Origin of the sequence: Streptomyces sp. DH10, assembly GCF_029813805.1 — a bacterium.
Classification (GTDB): domain Bacteria; phylum Actinomycetota; class Actinomycetes; order Streptomycetales; family Streptomycetaceae; genus Streptomyces; species Streptomyces coeruleofuscus.
Window position 1 is genome coordinate 22,158 of record NZ_JARVKU010000025.1, and the last position, 18,834, is coordinate 40,991.

Genomic DNA, 18,834 nt, shown 5'->3' on the forward strand with positions numbered 1-18,834 from the left:
CCGAGACGACCCCGCCGCGGCAGATCTGCCCCGCATCCTGCACTGCTGTGAACCGGCCGCGCCACATACGACTCCTTTCTGCTGACCTTGCGACGTGAGAAAGAAGGCTTCCATGCCACCATCGACGTCCAGCGACCTCACCCTGTCCGTCAACGGCGAGAAGTACACGCTGACCGTCGACCACCGCACGACCCTGCTCGACGCTTTGCGCGAGCGCCTCGATCTGAACGGCACGAAGAAGGGCTGCGACCAGGGCCAGTGCGGCGCCTGCACGGTCCTGGTCGACGGCCGCCGGGCCGTGTCCTGTCTCCAGCTCGCGGTGGCGGCCGAGGGGCGTGAGATCACCACCATCGAGGGGGTGGCCGAAGGCGATCAACTGCACCCGGTGCAGCAGGCGTTCCTCGACCTCGACGGTTTCCAGTGCGGTTACTGCACGCCGGGGCAGATCTGCTCGGCCATCGCCCTGATCGAGGAGCACGCGGCGGGCTGGCCCAGCGCCGCCACCGACGACGTACGGCCCGAGGCGGGACCACCACCGCTGACCCCTGAGGAGATCCGGGAGCGGATGAGCGGCAACCTGTGCCGCTGCGGCGCGTACGTGTCGATCGTCCAGGCCGTGGCCCGCGCCGCCGAGGCGAAGGGGGCGGCGGCATGAGGGAGTTCGGCTACCAGCGCGCCTACGACGTCTCCGGCGCCGTGGCGCTGCTCGACGGCGACGGAGAAGCCCGTTTCCTGGGCGGCGGCACCAACCTCGTCGACCTGATGAAGACCGGCGTCGAGCGGCCCGCCCTGCTGGTCGACGTGCGTGAACTGCCCCTGGACCGCATCGAACCGACCGGCGACGGCGGCCTGCGCATCGGCGCGACCGTCACCAACAGCGACCTCGCCGCGCACCCCGAAGTCCGGCGCCGCTACCCGGCGTTGGCGCAGGCCGTGCTGGCCGGCGCCTCCGGGCAGCTGCGCAACATGGCCACCGTCGGCGGCAACCTGCTCCAGCGCACCCGCTGCGGCTACTTCGCCGACGTCACCTCCGCCTGCAACAAACGCAACCCCGGAAGCGGATGCCCCGCCATCACCGGTGAGCACCACAATCACGCCATCCTGGGTGCCTCCGACCACTGCGTGGCCACGCACCCCTCCGACATGGGCGTGGCACTCGCCGCGTTCGACGCCGTCGTGTCCTACGAAACGGCGGACGGGCCGGGGGAGTTGCCGCTCTCCGACTTCTACCTGCCGGTGGGGGAGACCCCGCACCTGGAGACGGCCCTGCCGCCGGGCGCGCTGATCACCGGCGTCACCCTGCCGCCCACCCCGGTCGCCGCCAACTCGCGCTACCGCAAGGTGCGCGAGCGTGCCTCGTACGCCTTCGCCATCGGCTCGATCGCCGCCGCGCTCGACGTCGAGGACGGTGTCGTACGGGATGTCCGCCTGGCCTTCGGAGCGGTCGCGTCCCGCCCCTGGCGCGCCCGCACGGCCGAACGCGCCCTGCTCGGCGCACCGGCCGACGCCGAGAACTTCGCGGCCGCCGCGGACGCCGAACTGGCCCACGCGAAACCGCTGCCCCACAACGGATACAAGGTGACCCTGATGCGCAACCTCGTCGTGGCCGGCTTGAGTGAACTCGCCGAGGAGGTCGCCCGATGACCACCGCCGCAAAAGGTTCCGTCGGCACCGCGCACACCCGCGTGGAAGGCCGCGACAAGGTCACCGGAGCGGCCCGCTACGCCGCCGAGATCCCCTTCGCCGAACTCGCCCACGGCTGGCTGGTCCTGTCCACCGTCGCCCGCGGCCGCATCCGCGCCCTGGGCACCGAGGCCGTGCTCCGGATGCCCGGCGTGCTCACGGTGCTCCACCATCACAACGCCCCGCGCGTCGACAGCGACTACATAGGCCTGCTGGGCGTCCCGCCGGACCCCAGCGTCGCCCTCTTCCAGCACGACCGGGTGAGCCACATGGGCTGGCCGGTGGCGCTGGTCGTCGCTGAGACGTCCGAGCAGGCCAGGGAGGCCGCCGAGGCCCTCGTCGTGACGTACGACCAGGAGCCGCACGACGTCGCGTTCTCCGCCGAGCGGCAGACCGAGGGCTATCCGGTCGACGGCCACGCGCCGGGCGTGATGGAGAAGGGCGACCTGGAGGCCCGACTCGCCTCCTCCGCCGTCGTGGTGGACGCGGAGTACACCACTCCGGAGGAACACCACAACCCGATGGAGCCGCACGCCGCGACGGCCCTGTGGGAAGGCGGCCGGCTCGAGGTCGTCGACTCCAACCAGGGCACCAGCTGGGTCGCCGGCGAGCTCGCGAACCTGTTCTCCCTCGACCCGGCCTCCGTGCGGGTGCGCTCCGAGCACGTCGGCGGCGGCTTCGGCAGCAAGGGTGTCCGTTCGCACCAGGTGGCCGCCGTGATGGCCGCGACCGTCCTGCAACGCCCGGTCAGGGTCGTGATGACCCGCCGGCAGATGTTCTCGCTCGCCGGCTACCGCAGCCCCACGGCCCAGCGGGTCAGGCTCGGCGCCGACGCGGACGGACGGCTGCGCGCCCTGGAGCACCAGTCCCTGAACATGACCTCGTCCGTGCACGAGTTCGTGGAGCCGAGCGCCGCCGCGAGCCGGGCGATGTACGACGCCGACGCGCACCACACGGCCAGCCGGGTCGTGCGGCTCGACGTACCGACACCGACCTGGATGCGCGCCCCCGGAGAGGCGCCCGGCTCGTTCGCGCTGGAGTCGGCGCTCGACGAGCTCGCCGAGCGGTGCGGCATCGACCCGATCGAGCTGCGCCTGCGCAACGAACCCACCGTGGGCCCGGTGTCCGGGCTGCCCTTCAGCAGCCGGAACCTCGTCGCCTGCTTCCAGGAAGGCGCCCGCCGGTTCGGCTGGGCCGACCGGGACCCGCGGCCCGGCGTGCGCCGCGACGGCCGCTGGCTGCTCGGCTCAGGCACCGCCGCCGCCTCCTTCCCCGCGGGAGCCATGCCCTCCACGGCGGCCGTCACCGCGGAGGCGGACGGCACCTTCACGGTGGGGATCAACGCGGCGGACATCGGCACCGGCGCCCGGACCGCGCTCACCCTGGTCGCCGCCGACGCGCTGGGGGTGCCGACGGACCGCGTCCGGGTGCGCATAGGGGACAGCGACCTCGGCCCGGCGATGATCGCCGGCGGTTCGACGGGGACCCGCTCCTGGGCCTGGGCCGTCACGGCCGCCGCCGAGGAGCTGCGGCAGAGCCTCGCGCCGGGCGCCGACATCCCGCCGGAGGGCATCACCGTACGGTCGAACACGGCCGAGGCCATCGGTTCCCTCGCCCAGAAGGAACGACACTCCTTCGGGGCGCAGTTCGCCGAGGTCGCCGTCGACCCGGCCACCGGCGAGGTCCGGGTACGCCGCATGCTGGGCATCTTCGCCGCCGGCCGGATCGTCAACCCGCTCACCGCCCGCAACCAGCTCGTCGGCGGCATGATCTGGGGCATCTCGATGGCCTTGCACGAGGAAGCCGTCCGGGACCGGGCCACGGGCGGTGTCTACGGTGCCGACCTCGCGGGCTACCACGTCGCCGCGCACGCCGACATCCCGCACGTCGAGGCCGACTGGGTCGACGACCCTGATCCGGACGATCCGATCGGCATCAAGGGCATCGGCGAGATCGGCATCGTGGGCGCCGCCGCGGCGGTCGCCAACGCCGTCTGGCACGCGACCGGCGTCCGCCACCGCCACCTGCCCATCCGCCCCGACCGCGTCCTGATGGCGGGCGGCGATGCTTGACCTCGCCGGGCACCTGCACGAGTGGGTCGAGGAGGGCCGGGACTTCGCCGTCGCCACGGTCGTCGCCGTCGGCGGCAGCGCCCCGCGCCCTCCCGGCGCCGCCCTGGCCGTCTCCGCCGACGGCACGGCCATCGGCTCGGTCTCCGGCGGGTGCGTGGAGGGCGCGGTGTACGACCTGTGCCTCCAGGTCCTCCAGGACGGGCAGACGCGTGTCGAGCGGTTCGGCTACAGCGACGAGGACGCCTTCGCGGTCGGACTGACCTGTGGCGGAACCATCGACATCATGATCACCCCGTACGGTGCCGGCCGGACGGCCCAGGCCGCCGCACCGGCGGCCGCTCTGTCGGCCGCCGCCCACGGCGAACCGGTGGCCCTCGCCCGAGTGGTCCACGGTCCGGCCGGCCTCCTCGGCCGGGCGGTGCTCGTACGCCCCGACGGCACGCACGAGGGCGGCCTCGGCGGCGATCCGGACCTGGACCGCACCGCGATCGCCCAGGCCCGCGCCCTGCTGGATGCCGGCCGCACCGGCACGGTCGAGGTCTCCGCGAGCGGAGCGAGATGGGGGTCCCCCCGGACGGAGTCCGGGGGAGGCTCGCACTGCCCGGGCGGACTCACCCTGCTCGTCGAGTCGGCCGTCCCGCCGGCCCGCCTGATCGTCTTCGGCGCGATCGACTTCGCCGCCGCCCTCGTGCGGGCGGGCAAGTTTCTCGGTTACCACGTCACCGTGTGCGACGCCCGCCCCGTCTTCGCCACCCGGGTCCGGTTCCCCGACGCCGACGAGATCGTCGTCGACTGGCCCCACCGCTACCTCGCGAGCACGGACACCGACGGGCGCACGGTGCTGTGCGTGCTCACCCACGACGCCAAGTTCGACATCCCCCTGCTGACCGAAGCCCTGCGGCTGCCGGTCGCCTACGTCGGTGCCATGGGCTCCCGCCGCACCCACGAGGACCGCAACCGGCGGCTTCGGGAAGCGGGCGTGAGCGAGTCCGAACTGGCCCGGCTCAGGTCACCCATCGGCCTCGACCTGGGCGCCCGTACGCCCGAGGAGACGGCCCTGTCGATCGCGGCGGAGATCGTCGCGGCACGGCACGGCGGATCGGGCCGGCCGCTCACCGGATCGGACACCCCGATCCACCGGGACGAGCGGGTGGCCGGGCAGCTGGTGTCACCGGTCTGAGCGGCGACATGCCGGAGGGGGCCGTGGCCGGTGACGGCCTCGGCCCCTTTGCGGCTCCGTTCGCGAGCGGGTCAGGCAGCGGCCGCCGGCTCCGTGACGTGGCCGTGCAGGCGGGCGATGACCTCGGTCAGCTGCGCGGCGACCTCGGCGTCGTCGGCCGGGTGCGTCTCGGCGAAGCGGGTCATCGAGCCGGGGATGGACAGCTTGACGTCCTCCAGTACCTTGCCGCCTGCCACGCCGACGGACTTGCGCGTCTCGTCGTGCGCCCAGACACCGCCGTACTGGCCGAACGCGGTGCCGACCACGGCGACCGGCTTGGCGCTGAGGGCACCGGCGCCGAACGGGCGGGACAGCCAGTCGATGGCGTTCTTCAGGACGGCCGGGATGGTGCCGTTGTACTCGGGCGTGAACAGGATCAGGCCGTCGGCGGCGGAGGCGGCCTCACGCAGCCGCTCGGCGGCGGCCGGAACGCTGCCCTCCACGTCGATGTCCTCGTTGTAGAAGGGGATCTCGGCCAGCCCCTCGAACAGCTCCACCTCGGCACCCTCGGGGGCGAGCTTGACGGCGGCCTCGGCGAGCTGGCGGTTGTGCGAACCGGCGCGAAGGCTGCCGACGAGCGCGAGGATACGAACAGACATGCTGACTCCCACGTAGTGAAGGACGGCTCCGAAACACTGCCGTTACGATCCGGACCGGGGTCCGTTTAATTTCTAGCACCCTAACCGGACCGCGGTCCAGTTTTGTTCCCGATGCTTTACGCTGGCTTCATGTCCGCCCTCCCGCCGCCCTTCCCGACGCCCCAGGAGTCCGTCGACCACCCCGAGCTGCTTCAGGTCGGCACCGCCCTGGAGCCCGACGAGCCGTGCCTGCGGGCCGACGCCGCGCGCAACCGTGCCCGGCTGCTGGAAGCCGCCGCGCGGCTGGTGGCGGAGCGGGGCGCGGACGCCGTCACGATGGAGGCGGTGGCCGCCGAGGCCTGTGTGGGCAAGGGCACGGTCTTCCGCAGGTTCGGCGACCGCACCGGTCTGCTGACGGCGCTGCTCGATCACTCCGAGAAGAAGTTCCAGGCCGCCTTCCTGTCCGGGCCGCCGCCGCTCGGCCCGGGAGCGCCCCCCGTGGAGCGGCTGCGGGCGTTCGGCTGTGCGTCGCTGCGCCGCTCCACGGACGAACTGGAGCTGCAACTGGCGGCCGAGCCGGGCGCCGGCCGCCGCTTCACCGTGCCGCCCCGCCGGGTGCGCCACCACCACCTGGCCATGCTGCTGCGGCAGGTCGTCCCGGAGGCGGACTGCGAACTGATCTCCCACACCCTGATGGGCCAGCTCGACCCGGCCCTGATCAACCATCTGACCAGGCAGTGCGGGATACCCCTGGCTCGCCTGGAGGACGCCTGGGTCGACCTCGTGAACCGGGTGACGGGTACGGCCCCGGCCCGCTGAGGTCCGCCCCCGGATCTCCGTGACCGCTCACGGCTTCCCCACAACTCCCCCGCCTGACAAGCGCATTGGGGCTTCTGCCAAGATGCCGTACGTCATGGTGCAGATACCCAGAACGCCCGCGCCCCCGTCCCCCGTGCCGTCGCGCTCCGTGCCCACGAGCGCCGACGTGGCCCGCCTGGCCGGCGTCTCGCGCGCGACCGTCTCCTACGTCCTCAACAACACCAGCGCCGTACGGATCAGTGAGCCCACGCGCCGCCGGGTCCACCAGGCCGCGAAGGAACTCGGGTACGTCCCGCACGCGGCGGCCCGCAGCCTGCGCGCCGGGCACAGCCGTATGGTCCTGATCCCCGCGCCCACCTTCCCCGTCGGTCCGCTCTACCGCCAGTTCCTCAGCGACCTCCAGGGTGCGCTCGGCAGCCTGGACTACACGGTCGTGCAGTACGGCACCGGCGGCCCGCACGGCGACGAGGCCGCCCGCGCCTGGGCCGAACTGCGGCCCGTGGCCGTGCTCGTGCCCGGTTCCGGGCTCGGCCCGCGCGGAGTGGCGGTGCTCAAGCGCTCGGGAGCGCGGGCCGTGGTCACCCTCGGCCCCGAGACGATCGAGGGCGCACACGCCCTGCTCATGGACCACGACGTGGTCGGCCACAGCGCGGGCTCCCATCTCTACGACCGGGGCCGGCGCCGCATCGGCGTCGTCGTCCCGCGGGAACCCGGCCTCGAGGCGTTCTCCGCGCCCCGGCTCGACGGCGTGCGTCAGTCCCTGCGGGGCACCGACGCCACCGTGACCGAACTGCCCCTCCCGTACGAGGAGGAGGCCGCCGCGCGCCTCGCCGCCCGCTGGCGCAGCCTCGGCCTGGATGCCGTGTTCACCTACAACGACGAGTACGCGATGCTGCTGATGCGGGCCCTCCAGGACGAGGGCATCCGCATCCCCGAGGAGACGGCCGTGATCGGCGCCGACGATCTGATGCTCGGGCGGCTGCTGCGGCCGCGGCTCAGCACCGTCCGCCTGGAACTGCCCTCCGGACGTGACCTCGCCGAACTGGTCGACCGCGCCGTGCGCAGGCCCGGGACCGAGCCCGAGACGCACAAGGTGCTGGGCGCCACGGTGCTGCACCGCGAGTCGAGCTGACCCGACTCCGCAGCGGTTGCTCCGGACGGGTCTGAGCGGAGGGCGGTCGGCCGGGTCGTCGGCCCGCGGCATGACTAGGATGTTGCACGCTCAACAAAATGGGGACGCGTACGAACGCGGGCCACCGGCACGCACGGCTGCGTCCCGGTCGGCGCGTCCCGCCCTATGACCGCCGAACCGGCCGCGCACTCACGGGAGTTCCGCCCACCCCGTCAGCCGGTGACCGATCGATCGGAGAGCCGTCATGCCGTTGCTCGACACCAGGACCTGGCAGTCCCAGACCCTGACAGGGCCCGGGTACACCGTCACCGAACCCGCCACCGGCCAAGCCCTCGGCACTCTCGCCCTCGCCACCCCCGAGGACGTCGGAACCGCCGCCGGGAGGGCCGCCGCCGCCCAACTCGAGTGGGCCCGCACCCCACACTTCGTCCGGGCCGCCGTGCTCCGCAAGGCCGGCGACCTGTTCACGGCACACGCGGCCGAACTGCGCGAATGGCTCGTCCGTGAATCCGGCTCCGTCCCCGGCAAGGCCGACTTCGAACTGCACGTCGCCGCCCAGGAGTGCTACGAGGCCGCCGCGCTCGCCTCCCGCCCGGCCGGCCAGGTCCTGCCCAGCGAGGCGCCGCGCCTGTCGTACACGCGCCGCGTCCCGGCCGGCGTGGTGGGCGTGATCTCCCCGTTCAACGCCCCGCTGATCCTGTCCATCCGCTCCGTCGCACCGGCCCTGGCCCTCGGCAACGCGGTCCTCCTGAAGCCGGACCCGCGCACCGCCGTCTGCGGAGGACTGTCCCTCGCCGCGGTCTTCGCCGCCGCGGGCCTGCCGCAGGACCTGCTGCACGTCCTCCCCGGCGGCCCGGACGCCGGACAGGCCTTGGTCGCCGATCCGCGCGTGCCGGTCATCTCCTTCACCGGCTCCACCCCCGCCGGGCGGGCCGTGGGCGAGGCCGCCGGCCGCCACCTCAAGCGGGCCCACCTGGAACTCGGCGGCAACTCCGCCATGATCGTGCTGCCGGACGCCGACCTCGACGCGGTGATCTCCACCGCCGCCTGGGGTTCGTTCTTCCACCAGGGCCAGATCTGCATGACGACCGGACGCCACCTGGTGCACGCGTCCTTGTACGACGAGTACGTCGAACGGCTCGCCGCCAAGGCCGAGTCACTCGCCGTCGGCGACCCGTACCGCGAACAGGTCCACCTCGGCCCGATCATCGACTCGGGCCAGCTCGCCAAGATCAACGGCCTGGTCGAGTCCAGCACGGCGTCCGGTGCCAAGATCGCCGCGGGCGGCACCTACGACCGGCTCTACTACCGGCCCACGGTCCTCGCCCACGTCGGCGACCACACCCCCGCGTACGCGGAGGAGGTCTTCGGCCCCGTCGCGCCCGTACGCTCCTTCGACACCGCCGACGAGGCGGCGGCCCTGGCCGCGCAGAGCCCCTACGGACTCTCCCTGGGCATCGTCACCCGCGACACGGCCCGCGGCCTGGACCTCGCCGAGCGCATCCCGACCGGCATCGTCCACATCAACGACCAGACGGTCAACGACGAGGCCGTGGCACCCTTCGGCGGTGTGGCCGCCTCCGGCACCGGCGCCCGCTTCGGCGGCGAGGCCAACCTGGAGGCCTTCACCGAACTGCGCTGGACGACGGTACGCGGAGACGTGGCTCCGTATCCGTTCTAGCCCTGCGGCGCCTGCTGCTGGCCCTCCTGGGCCTGCTGCTCGGCGATGGCCTTGCGGACCTCGTCCATGTCGAGGTTCCGGGCCTGCCCGATGACGTCCGTCAGGGCGGCCTCGGGCAGGGCGCCCGGCTGGGCGAAGACGGCGACCTGGTCACGGACGATCATCAGCGTGGGAATCGACTGGATACCGAAGGCCGCGGCCAGCTCCGGCTGCGCCTCGGTGTCCACCTTGCCGAACACGAGGTCCGGGTTCTCCTCCGCGGCCTTCTCGTACACCGGGGCGAACTGCTTGCACGGCCCGCACCAGGACGCCCAGAAGTCGATCAGGACGAACTCGTTGTCGGTGACCGTCTGGTCGAAGTTCTCCTTGGTGAGCTCCACGGTGCTGCTCATGGCGTAAATCCCTCTTCCTGGTGTGGGTCAAGCCGTCGGCACAACACGGCCGACCTGGTACGTATTCCGCGCCCCTACCCGTGTGGCCAGCGCGCACACCACCCACCAGACTGACCCCATGACGGAAACGGAAACCAACGCGTACGACGTCGTGGTGCTCGGGGCCGGGCCCGTGGGGGAGAACGTCGCCGACCGCACCCGCGCGGCCGGTCTGACCACCGCGGTCGTGGAGAGCGAACTGGTCGGCGGCGAGTGCTCGTACTGGGCGTGCATGCCCAGCAAGGCCCTGCTGCGGCCGGTCATCGCCCGCGCGGACGCCCGCCGCGTGCCGGGCCTGAGCCAGGCGGTGCAGGGCCCCCTCGACGCCTCCGCGGTCCTCGCCCACCGCGACTACTACACCTCGAACTGGAAGGACGACGGGCAGGTCGGATGGCTCGACAGCATCGGCGCCGACCTGTACCGCGGCCACGGCCGCCTCACCGGCCCGCGCACGGTGACGGTCACCGGCCCGGACGGTGGTGAACGCGTCCTGACCGCCCGGCACGCCGTCGCCGTCTGCACCGGCAGCCGCGCCGCCCTGCCCGGGCTGCCCGGGCTGGACGAGGTCCGGCCGTGGACCAGCCGGGAGGCCACCAGCGCCAAGAACGTGCCCGGCCGCCTGATCGTCGTCGGCGGCGGTGTCGTCGCCACCGAGATGGCCACCGTCTGGCAGGCCCTCGGCTCGAAGGTCACCATGCTGGTGCGCGGCAAGGGCCTGCTCGCCCGGATGGAGCCCTTCGCCGGAGAACTCGTCGCCGAGGCGCTCACCGAGGCCGGAGCCGACGTCCGCACCGGCACGTCGGTGGAATCGGTGACCCGTGAGAACGGCAGCGTCGTGGCCGTCACGGACCACGGCGACCGCGTCGAAGCCGACGAGATCCTCTTCGCGACCGGCCGCGCACCCCGCACCGACGACCTCGGCCTGGAGACGATCGGCCTGGGACCCGGCACCTGGCTCGACGTCGACGACAGCCTCCGCGTCACCGGCCACGACTGGCTGTACGCGGTCGGCGACGTCAACCAGCGCGCCCTCCTCACCCACCAGGGCAAGTACCAGGCCCGCATCGCGGGCGCCGCCATCGCCGCACGGGCCACCGGCGAGAACCTCCTGGCCGAACCCTGGGGCGCCCATGCCGCGACCGCCGACCACACCGCCGTCCCCCAGGTCGTCTTCACCGACCCGGAGGCGGCGGCCGTCGGGCTGTCGCTCGCCGAGGCCGAGCAGGCAGGGCACCGGGTGAAGGCCGTCGACGTGGACCTGTCCACCGTCGCGGGCGCGGGCCTGTACGCCGACGGCTACAAAGGCCGCGCCCGCATGGTCGTGGACCTTGAGGACGAGATCCTGCGCGGGGTGACCCTCGTCGGCCCCGGCGTCAGCGAGCTCATCCACTCCGCCACGATCGCCGTCGCCGGTCAGGTCCCCGTCGGCCGCCTGTGGCACGCCGTCCCCTCGTACCCGACGATCAGCGAGGTGTGGCTGCGGCTGCTGGAGGCCTACCGCGACGCCTGACCTCCGGATCGTGTGACCCGGGTTGTCCCGCCAGGCGCGGGACAACCCCGGGCATCCGGTGATCGACCGGGGACCGGCCAGGTCACGCGTGCGCGGGCACCACCAGCTCCCGGTAGTCGTCGCTCCACAGGTCCTCCTCCGCCTCCGGCAGCAGCAGCACCCGGTCCGGCCGCAGCGCGTCGACGGCGCCCTCGTCGTGCGTGACCATGACGATCGCGCCCGGGTACGTGCCCACCGCGGCCAGCACCTCGGCACGGGAGGCCGGGTCGAGGTTGTTGGTGGGCTCGTCGAGGAGCAGCACGTTCGCGCCCGAGTGCACCAGGCCCGCCAGGGCGAGCCGGGTCTTCTCGCCGCCGGAGAGGACACCGACGCGCTTGCCGGCGTCGTCGCCGGAGAACAGGAACGACCCCAGGACCCGGCGCACTTCGCCGTCGGTGAGATGCGGGGCGGCACCTGCCAGATGCTCACGTACCGTCAGTTCCGGGTCCAGCGTGTCGTGTTCCTGGGCGAAGTAGCCGAGGCGCAGCCCGTGCCCGTGGACCACCCGGCCGCTGTCCGGCTCGTCCTGCCCGGCGAGGATCCGCAACAGGGTCGTCTTTCCGGCGCCGTTGGGCCCGAGCACCACCAGACGGCTGCCCCGGTCGACGGCGAGGTCGACGCCCCGCAGGACGTGCTGCCCGCCGTACGACCTGGTCAGGCTGACGGCGCCGAGGGGGATCCGGCCGCAGGGCGCCGGTTCGGGCAGCCGGATCCTGGCCGTCTTCTCGGCGCGCCGGGCCGGTTCCAGGTCCGCGAGCATCCGGTCGGCGCGGCGGGCCATGTTCCGCGCGGCCACCGCGGTCGCGACCCGGGCCCGCATCTTGTCGGCCTGGGCGTGCAGCGTCGCCGCCTTGCGCTCGGCGTTCGCCCGCTCGCGGGCCCGTCGCCGCTCGTCGGCGTCCCGCTGGGCCAGATACTCGTCCCAGCCGGTGTTGTGGACGTCGAGCGCGGCACGCCCCGGGTCCAGGTGGAAGACCCGGTTCACGGTGCCGGCCAGCAGGGACGTGTCGTGGCTGATCATCACGAGCCCGCCCTGGTGGCTGGTGAGGAACCCGCGCAGCCAGGCGACCGAGTCCGCGTCCAGATGGTTCGTCGGCTCGTCCAGCAGCAGCGTGCCGTGCCCGGCGAACAGGATGCGGGCCAGCTCGACGCGCCGTCGCTGACCACCCGACAGGGCGCTCAGCGGCCGGTCCATCAGCCCCGAAGCCAGTCCCACTCCGGCGGCGACCCGGGCGGCCTCCGCCTCGGCCGCGTATCCGCCGCGCGCCTGGAACTCGGCCTCCGCCCGCACGTAGGCGTTCATCGACCGCTCCGTCCCGTCGGCCATCGCGGCCTCGGCACGACGCAGCGCCCGTACGGCGTGGTCCAGGCCGCGCGCGGACAGGATCCGGTCGATGACGGTGACCGACTGGTCGGCCGCACGCGAGTCCTGCGGGAGATGGCCGACGTCACCGGTGCGGGCGACGGTCCCGGCGGCGGGCCGCAGGGTGCCCGCCAGGGTGTGCAACAGGGTCGTCTTTCCCGCGCCGTTGCGGCCGACCAGGCCGATGCGGTCGCCGGGGGAGACGTGGAAGGAGACGCCGGACAGCAGCAGACGCGCGCCCACGCGCACGTCGACGTCACGAACGGTGATCATGAGAAAACGCTCCGAACAAGCAAGAGGACACACGGGTGGCGTGGAAGCGGGTCCTCAGCTAGGAAATTCGGGGCGTAGACATGGACGTCACGGTAACGGAGGCACCCGCAGGGCGCCTCCGAATTTCCGCGGCGGCCGGCGTTACGGCAGCTCGAAGCCGAGCGCCCGCGCGGCCTCCTCCGGCGTCGGCTGAGCCCAGCGTTCCGTCACCGCCCGGTTGGACGACAGCGAACGCGACTCGGCCCGGTCCAGATACAGGACCCCGTCGAGATGGTCCGTCTCGTGCTGCACGATCCGCGCGGGCCAGCCCGCGAACACCTCGTCCAGAGCGCGCCCGTACTCGTCCTGCCCGGTCAGCCGCACCTCGGCGGGCCGCGCCACCACCGCCTGCCAGCCCGGCACGCTCAGACAGCCCTCGAAGAACGCGGCCCGCGTGCCGCCGACGGGCTCGTAGGCCGGATTCACCAGCACCCGGAACGGCTGCGGCACCCGCCCGCGCGCCAGCCGCACCTCCTCCGGCACCGGCGCCGGGTCCTCGATCACCGCGATCCTCAGCTCCACACCGACCTGCGGCGCCGCCAGGCCCACCCCCGGTGCCGCGCGCATGGTGACCCGCAGAGCCTCGACGAACCGGGCCAGCAGCGCGGGCCCCAGCTGACCGTCGTACGGCTCGGTGCCGCGCCGCAGCACCGGTTCGCCGGCCGCGACGATGGCCAACGGGCCGCCGCCCGCGAGGAGTTCCTCGACCCGCTCGGCCAGAGGTGCGCGATCGCCAGGAGTTCCCATCGCGTCAGGATGGCACGACACCCTCCACCCTCGTGTGTCGCACGTCACACATGCTCGCCGGGAACTGGACGCCCCGCCGGACCGACTACTGAACCGCAACGGCCGCCGACCGCACCGCGACGGCCAAGACGACGTCCCCCGGAGAAGCCCGCCGATGACCACCGCCCCCTCGACCACCACGGACGAGGCCCCGCAACCCGCCACCCCGGCACCGCCGAAGAACAGCTGGGCCCCACTGCGTCCGCTGATCCTCCGCCTGCACTTCTACGCCGGGGTGCTGGTGGCGCCGTTCCTCTTCGTCGCCGCCGTCACCGGCCTGCTGTACGCCGCCTCCTTCCAGGCCGAGAAGATCGTGTACGAGCACGAACTGACCGTCCCCGCGGGCGAGCGGAAGCTGCCGGTCAGCGAGCAGGTGGCCGCCGCCCGCAAGGCCCACCCCGAGGGCACGATCTCGGCCGTACGCCCTTCACCCGAGGCGGACGCCACCACCAGGGTGCTGCTGTCCGGTGTCCCGGGCGTCGACGAGGGACACACACTCGCCGTGTTCGTCGACCCGTACACCGCGAAGGTGCGCGGCTCCCTCGAACAGTACGGCTCGACCGGCGCGCTGCCGTTGCGCACCTGGATCGACGAGTTCCACCGGGACCTGCACCTCGGTGAATCGGGCCGGATGTACAGCGAACTGGCGGCCAGCTGGCTGTGGGTGATCTCGGCCGGCGGACTCGTGCTGTGGTTCTCCCGCCGCCGTGCCCTGCGCAAGGTGCGCGGGACGAGCGGGCGGCGCCGCACCCTCGGACTCCACGGCGGCATCGGCGTGTGGGCGGCGGCCGGGTTCTTCTTCCTTTCGGCGACCGGCCTGACCTGGTCGGCCTACGCCGGGGCCAACATCGACGAGCTGCGGACCTCGCTGGGGCAGGCCACCCCGTCGGTGTCGGCGTCGGCGGGCGGTGAACACGCCGGCCACGGCTCCGCCGCCGGGCAGTCGGGAGACGCCGCGCACGGGGTGGGCCTGGACAAGGTCCTGGCCGCGGCCCGGTCCGAGGGCCTGGGCGACCCGGTGGAGATCGTGCCGCCGGCGGACGTGAAGTCCGCGTACGTCGTCAAGCAGGTGCAGCGCAGCTGGCCCGAGAAGCAGGACACCGTCGCGATCGACCCGGCCAGTGGCGAGATCATGGACGTGGTGCGGTTCGCCGACTACCCGGTGCTCGCCAAGCTCACCCGGTGGGGCATCGACCTGCACACCGGGACCCTGTTCGGCCTGGCCAACCAGATCGCCCTGATGCTGCTCGCGCTTTGTCTGATCCTGCTGATCGTGTGGGGCTACCGCATGTGGTGGCAGCGCGGCCGCGGCGCCGCCTTCGGCCGCCCGATCCCGCGCGGAGCCTGGCAGCAGGTGCCGCCACAGATCCTCGTACCGCTGCTGGCGGGGATCGCCGTACTCGGATATTTCCTGCCCCTGTTCGGCATCCCGCTGGCGGCCTTCCTGGCCGTCGACATCCTGCTGGGCGAGATCGCCTACCGGCGGGGACGGCGGACGTACGGAGCGGGGACCCCGACGCGGTAGCGGCCCGCCGGCGCACAGGTGCCCGGCTCCACACGGAGCCGGGCACCTTCGGGTGCGTACCGGTCAGCGCTGCTCGAAGTCACCCGCGAGCGCGGAGGCGATCCGCAGGTGCGACTCCGCCTCCTCATGCCGGTTCTGCCGCTGGAGCGTGCGGCCGAGCATCAGCCGGGCGTAGTGCTCGACGGGGTCCCGCTCGACGATCGTCCGCAACTCGGCTTCCGCGCGCCCCAGTTGGGCCGAGTGGTAGTAGGAGCGCGCCAGCAGCAGCCGCGGCCCGGTCTGCTCGGGCACTTCCTCGACCAGCCCGCCCAGGACCCGCGCGGCGGCGGCGTAGTCCTTGGCGTCGAAGAACATCCGCGCGCGCTCCCAGCGCTCCGCCGGTGTCCCGTGGGCGTAGTACGTCGTGTCGTAGGTCGTGTTCACTCGTGCCTCCTTCGAGGCCGACAACCGAACGGATTGGTTTAATATTCCACTACAGAGCGGACCGCTACCAGGTGTGGGCGGCCGGTCGACGCGGGCGCCCGGGCGCGGTCCGAATGACGCGCGACGCGGCCCGTTCCACCGGACTAGGTTGTGAGCCATGAGCAATCTTGAGCGCCAGGCGGCTCCCTCCCTGTGCGGTGGCCGCGGCTTCGTCGTGGCCGAGCCGGTTCGCGAACTCCTCAGTCCTCGCCACGTCAAGCTGGGCGAGTCCAGCGAGGTCCGCAGGCTGCTGCCCAACCTCGGCCGCCGTATGGTCGGGGCCTGGTGCTTCGTCGACCACTACGGCCCCGACGACATCGCCGACGAACCCGGCATGCAGGTGCCGCCGCATCCCCACATGGGCCTCCAGACGGTGAGCTGGCTGCACGAGGGGGAGGTACTGCACCGCGACTCCACCGGCAGCCTCCAGACGATCCGGCCGCGTGAACTGGGCCTGATGACCTCCGGCCGGGCGATCAGCCACTCCGAGGAGAGTCCCCGCTCGCACGCCCGTTTCCTGCACGGCGCGCAACTGTGGGTCGCCCTCCCGGACGGCCACCGCCACACCGACCCCCGCTTCGAACACCACGCCGACCTGCCGGTCGTCACGGCACCCGGCGTCAAGGCGACGCTGATCCTCGGCGCCCTCGACGGCGCGTCCTCGCCCGGCACGGCGTACACCCCGATCGTCGGCGCCGACCTGGCCCTCACCCGAGGCGCGGACGTACGCCTCCCCCTGGAACCGGACTTCGAGTACGCCGTCCTGTCCATGTCCGGCGAGGCCCACGTGGACGGCGTCCCGGTCCTGCCCGGCTCGATGCTCTACCTCGGCTGCGGCCGCAGCGAGCTGCCGCTGAGGGCGGAGTCGGACGCGGGCCTGATGCTCCTGGGAGGCGAGCCGTTCGAGGAGGAACTGATCATGTTCTGGAACTGGATCGGACGGTCGCAGGAGGAGATCGAACAGGCGCGTCGGGACTGGATGGAGGGCACTCGGTTCGGGGAGGTGAAGGGGTACGACGGGGATCCCCTGCCCGCACCGGAACTGCCGCCGGTGCCGTTGAAGCCGCGGGGAAGGGTGCGCTGACCTGCTCGAATTCTCGCGGGTCAGTGCCTGCTGAGTGGGTGGCGGCTGGACATTGTTGGCCGCTTTTCGATCGCTCCCCGGTCGGCGGCCGAGCGGTTCGCTTGCTCGGGTCGGCGGGGCTGGCGATTCCTCGGTGTGGCTGTCTGTGGGCAGCTGTGGCAGGACTCTTGCTGACCTGATGCTGACTTGGCTGACGCTCGGTCAGGTGAGTTCGAGATGCTCTTCTCGCAGCTCCGCAGCTTGCGTCGCTCTTTGCACTGCTGGTCGCCGTCGCCCAGACCGGCAGTCTCGGCCGGGCCGCCGCGCGGCACGGGATGAGCCAGCCGGCGGCGAGCATGCGCATCACAGCGCTGGAACGGCAGTTGTGGCTGGTACTGCTCGAACGAGGCCCCACCGGGTCACGCCTCACGGCGGCCGGGATCGCTGTGGTGGACTGGGCGCTGCCGGTGCTCGACGCCGCCCGGGCGCTGGTCAGTGGTGTCGCGGCTCTTCACGCGGATCAGCAGGGGCGACTGCGGATCGCCGCGTCGATGACCATCGCGGATCACCGGGTGCCGGGATGGCTGATGGCCCTGCGCGCCAGGCTCCCCGAAGTCAAGGTCGCCCTGCGGGCTGGCAATTCCGCGCAGGTCGCCGACATGGTGCGCGGCCGTGAGGCCGACCTCGGTTTCGCCGAGGGCCCGCACGCGCCGGACGGACTGCGCAGCCACACCATCGCCGACGACGAGTTGGTCGTGGTGGTCGCGCCGGGCCACCCGTGGGCCAGGCGCAGACAGCCGCTGCCCCTGCGGACGCTGGCGGCCACTCCGTTGATCGTGCGCGAACAGGGCTCGGGCACGCGCGACGCCGTTTGGGAAATCCTTCGCCGTTCCGCGGGAACAACCCTCTACCCGCCCGCATCCGACGGTACCGACAGTGGCTGATGTGTGTCCGGGTGGCCTCCGCCGCAGCGTCGGCTCGCAGGACTCCCTGAACTACTTTCCGCCCGCCGTACAACCCTCGGTGTCCCGTGTGAGTCTCCCTAGCGCCTCCCCCCGCTTCATTTCGCAACTGCCATTGGCATTTGGCACAATCGGAGCGTTCATAGTGATAACAGGCATCAAGGGCGTACGTATCCGCAGAGCCGCAACTGTCGCCGGCGTCGGCGCGCTGCTCGCGGGCGGCGCCCTGACCGCGCCCGCGCATGCGGCGACCGCGCCCTCGGTCAGCGCAAAGGGCGCGTTCATGCTCAACAGCGCGACGGGCTCCACGCTGTACAGCAAGTACGCCGACACCAAGCGGCCCATGGCGAGCACCACCAAGATCATGACGGCTCGCGTCGTGCTGAGCACCCCCGACTTGAACCTGGACCGGAAGGTCACGATCAAGCAGGCTTACCGGGACTACGTCACTGCCAAGGGCGCGAGCACCGCGGATCTCAAGAGCGGCGACAAGGTCACCATCCGCCAGTTGCTCCATGCGATGCTGCTGCCGTCCGGCTGCGACGCCGCGATGGCCCTCGCGGACGCGTTCGGCACCGGTACGACCATCTCGGCGCGGACCAAGTCGTTCATCAGCAAGATGAACGCCAAGGCGGACACCCTCGGCCTGACCAACACGCACTTCGACTCGTTCGACGGCAACTCGACGCAGAACACGAACTACACGACGCCGCGCGACCTCGCCAAGCTCGCGCGCAGCGCGATGAAGTACTCGACGTTCGCGGGCATCGTGAAGAAGCCGAAGACCGTGCAGTACGCGACGACCAGCACCGGCGGCACCCGCACGTACACCTGGTACAACACCAACCAGTTGCTGGGCTCATACGGCGGGGCGATCGGGGTGAAGACGGGCACCAACACGCCATCCGGCCCCTGCCTCGTCTTCGCCGCGACCCGCAACGGGAAGACGGTCATCGGCGTGCTCCTCAACGACCAGTACCGCTACACAGACGCCGCCAAGTTGCTGGACTACGCATTCGGCACCAGCTCGGCGAGCACCATGCGGCTGCGCACCCTGCCGACGGGCGCACAGAGGGACTGACCTGGGCCGACGCGCACTCGACGCCGCGCATAGCGTGTGCTGGACGTCTTGGCCCGGCGCCCTGGACAGTGCAAACCGCGGCCGACTGTACGGGTGAACCGGTCCGGCTGGCCGCC

At 72.3% G+C, this 18,834-nt stretch carries 17 protein-coding genes; 12 read left to right on the top strand and 5 right to left on the bottom strand.

What is annotated here, in order from left to right:
• The first annotated feature begins 112 nt into the window (after positions 1-112).
• Genes QC385_RS36475 through QC385_RS36490 form a run of 4 tightly spaced genes read left to right on the top strand, consistent with a single transcriptional unit; the run spans position 113 to position 4,935 of the window.
• Positions 113-655 (top strand): (2Fe-2S)-binding protein, encoded by a 543-nt coding sequence (locus QC385_RS36475; RefSeq protein WP_279545680.1) that lies wholly within the window; start codon positions 113-115, stop codon positions 653-655.
• The gene (locus QC385_RS36480) at positions 652-1,644 is read left to right on the top strand and encodes an FAD binding domain-containing protein (RefSeq protein WP_279545681.1); all 993 of its coding nucleotides are present in this window, start codon (positions 652-654) and stop codon (positions 1,642-1,644) included. The genes QC385_RS36475 and QC385_RS36480 overlap by 4 nt, the downstream gene beginning before the upstream one ends.
• The gene (locus tag QC385_RS36485) at positions 1,641-3,755 is read left to right on the top strand and encodes a xanthine dehydrogenase family protein molybdopterin-binding subunit (RefSeq protein ID WP_279545682.1); all 2,115 of its coding nucleotides are present in this window, start codon (positions 1,641-1,643) and stop codon (positions 3,753-3,755) included. The genes QC385_RS36480 and QC385_RS36485 overlap by 4 nt, the downstream gene beginning before the upstream one ends.
• Positions 3,748-4,935 carry an XdhC family protein gene (locus QC385_RS36490; protein ID WP_279545683.1) on the top strand — a complete coding sequence of 396 codons (1,188 nt, stop codon included), beginning with the start codon at positions 3,748-3,750 and terminating at the stop codon, positions 4,933-4,935. Before QC385_RS36485 ends, QC385_RS36490 begins: the two co-directional genes overlap by 8 nt.
• Before the next feature lie 71 nt (positions 4,936-5,006).
• Here the strand turns inward: QC385_RS36490 and QC385_RS36495 are convergent, their stop codons facing one another.
• Positions 5,007-5,573: an NAD(P)H-dependent oxidoreductase gene (locus QC385_RS36495; RefSeq protein ID WP_279545684.1), complete on the bottom strand. Its 567-nt coding sequence runs from the start codon at positions 5,571-5,573 to the stop codon at positions 5,007-5,009.
• 129 nt (positions 5,574-5,702) lie between these two features.
• On the opposite strand from QC385_RS36495, the gene QC385_RS36500 reads away from it, so the two are divergent.
• From QC385_RS36500 to QC385_RS36510, 3 genes are all read left to right on the top strand, one after another.
• Positions 5,703-6,371, top strand: coding sequence for a TetR/AcrR family transcriptional regulator (locus QC385_RS36500; RefSeq protein ID WP_279545685.1), 669 nt, complete (start codon positions 5,703-5,705; stop codon positions 6,369-6,371).
• A gap of 82 nt (positions 6,372-6,453) precedes the next feature.
• A complete protein-coding gene (locus QC385_RS36505) occupies positions 6,454-7,503 on the top strand; it encodes a LacI family DNA-binding transcriptional regulator (RefSeq protein ID WP_279545686.1) in 1,050 nt (349 codons plus the stop codon).
• 244 nt (positions 7,504-7,747) lie between these two features.
• Positions 7,748-9,184: a benzaldehyde dehydrogenase gene (locus QC385_RS36510; RefSeq protein WP_279545687.1), complete on the top strand. Its 1,437-nt coding sequence runs from the start codon at positions 7,748-7,750 to the stop codon at positions 9,182-9,184.
• On the opposite strand, the gene trxA is transcribed toward QC385_RS36510, so the two are convergent.
• Positions 9,181-9,576: a thioredoxin gene (gene trxA, locus QC385_RS36515; protein WP_279545688.1), complete on the bottom strand. Its 396-nt coding sequence runs from the start codon at positions 9,574-9,576 to the stop codon at positions 9,181-9,183. The genes QC385_RS36510 and trxA overlap by 4 nt on opposite strands.
• Before the next feature lie 118 nt (positions 9,577-9,694).
• Here trxA and QC385_RS36520 point away from each other — a divergent pair, with 118 nt between their 5' ends.
• A complete protein-coding gene (locus QC385_RS36520; protein WP_279545689.1) occupies positions 9,695-11,125 on the top strand; it encodes a dihydrolipoyl dehydrogenase family protein in 1,431 nt (476 codons plus the stop codon).
• An 82-nt stretch (positions 11,126-11,207) separates the two neighbouring features.
• Here the strand turns inward: QC385_RS36520 and QC385_RS36525 are convergent, their stop codons facing one another.
• Both QC385_RS36525 and QC385_RS36530 read right to left on the bottom strand, forming a co-directional pair.
• Positions 11,208-12,800: an ABC-F family ATP-binding cassette domain-containing protein gene (locus tag QC385_RS36525; RefSeq protein ID WP_279545690.1), complete on the bottom strand. Its 1,593-nt coding sequence runs from the start codon at positions 12,798-12,800 to the stop codon at positions 11,208-11,210.
• A 141-nt stretch (positions 12,801-12,941) separates the two neighbouring features.
• Entirely contained in the window at positions 12,942-13,586 is a 645-nt protein-coding gene (locus QC385_RS36530; protein ID WP_279545691.1) for a peptide deformylase, read from the bottom strand.
• Positions 13,587-13,740: 154 nt separating this feature from the next.
• Here QC385_RS36530 and QC385_RS36535 point away from each other — a divergent pair, with 154 nt between their 5' ends.
• The gene (locus tag QC385_RS36535) at positions 13,741-15,150 is read left to right on the top strand and encodes a PepSY-associated TM helix domain-containing protein (RefSeq protein ID WP_279545692.1); all 1,410 of its coding nucleotides are present in this window, start codon (positions 13,741-13,743) and stop codon (positions 15,148-15,150) included.
• 63 nt (positions 15,151-15,213) lie between these two features.
• Here the strand turns inward: QC385_RS36535 and QC385_RS36540 are convergent, their stop codons facing one another.
• Positions 15,214-15,504 carry a tetratricopeptide repeat protein gene (locus QC385_RS36540; protein WP_279545781.1) on the bottom strand — a complete coding sequence of 97 codons (291 nt, stop codon included), beginning with the start codon at positions 15,502-15,504 and terminating at the stop codon, positions 15,214-15,216.
• A gap of 226 nt (positions 15,505-15,730) precedes the next feature.
• On the opposite strand from QC385_RS36540, the gene QC385_RS36545 reads away from it, so the two are divergent.
• The 3 genes from QC385_RS36545 to QC385_RS36555 all read left to right on the top strand — a co-directional run bounded on the left by QC385_RS36545 (position 15,731) and on the right by QC385_RS36555 (position 18,718).
• Positions 15,731-16,696: a pirin family protein gene (locus tag QC385_RS36545; RefSeq protein ID WP_279545693.1), complete on the top strand. Its 966-nt coding sequence runs from the start codon at positions 15,731-15,733 to the stop codon at positions 16,694-16,696.
• A 260-nt stretch (positions 16,697-16,956) separates the two neighbouring features.
• A complete protein-coding gene (locus tag QC385_RS36550; protein ID WP_279545782.1) occupies positions 16,957-17,619 on the top strand; it encodes a LysR family transcriptional regulator in 663 nt (220 codons plus the stop codon).
• Positions 17,620-17,782: 163 nt separating this feature from the next.
• A complete protein-coding gene (locus QC385_RS36555; RefSeq protein WP_279545694.1) occupies positions 17,783-18,718 on the top strand; it encodes a D-alanyl-D-alanine carboxypeptidase family protein in 936 nt (311 codons plus the stop codon).
• The last annotated feature ends 116 nt before the right edge of the window (positions 18,719-18,834 follow it).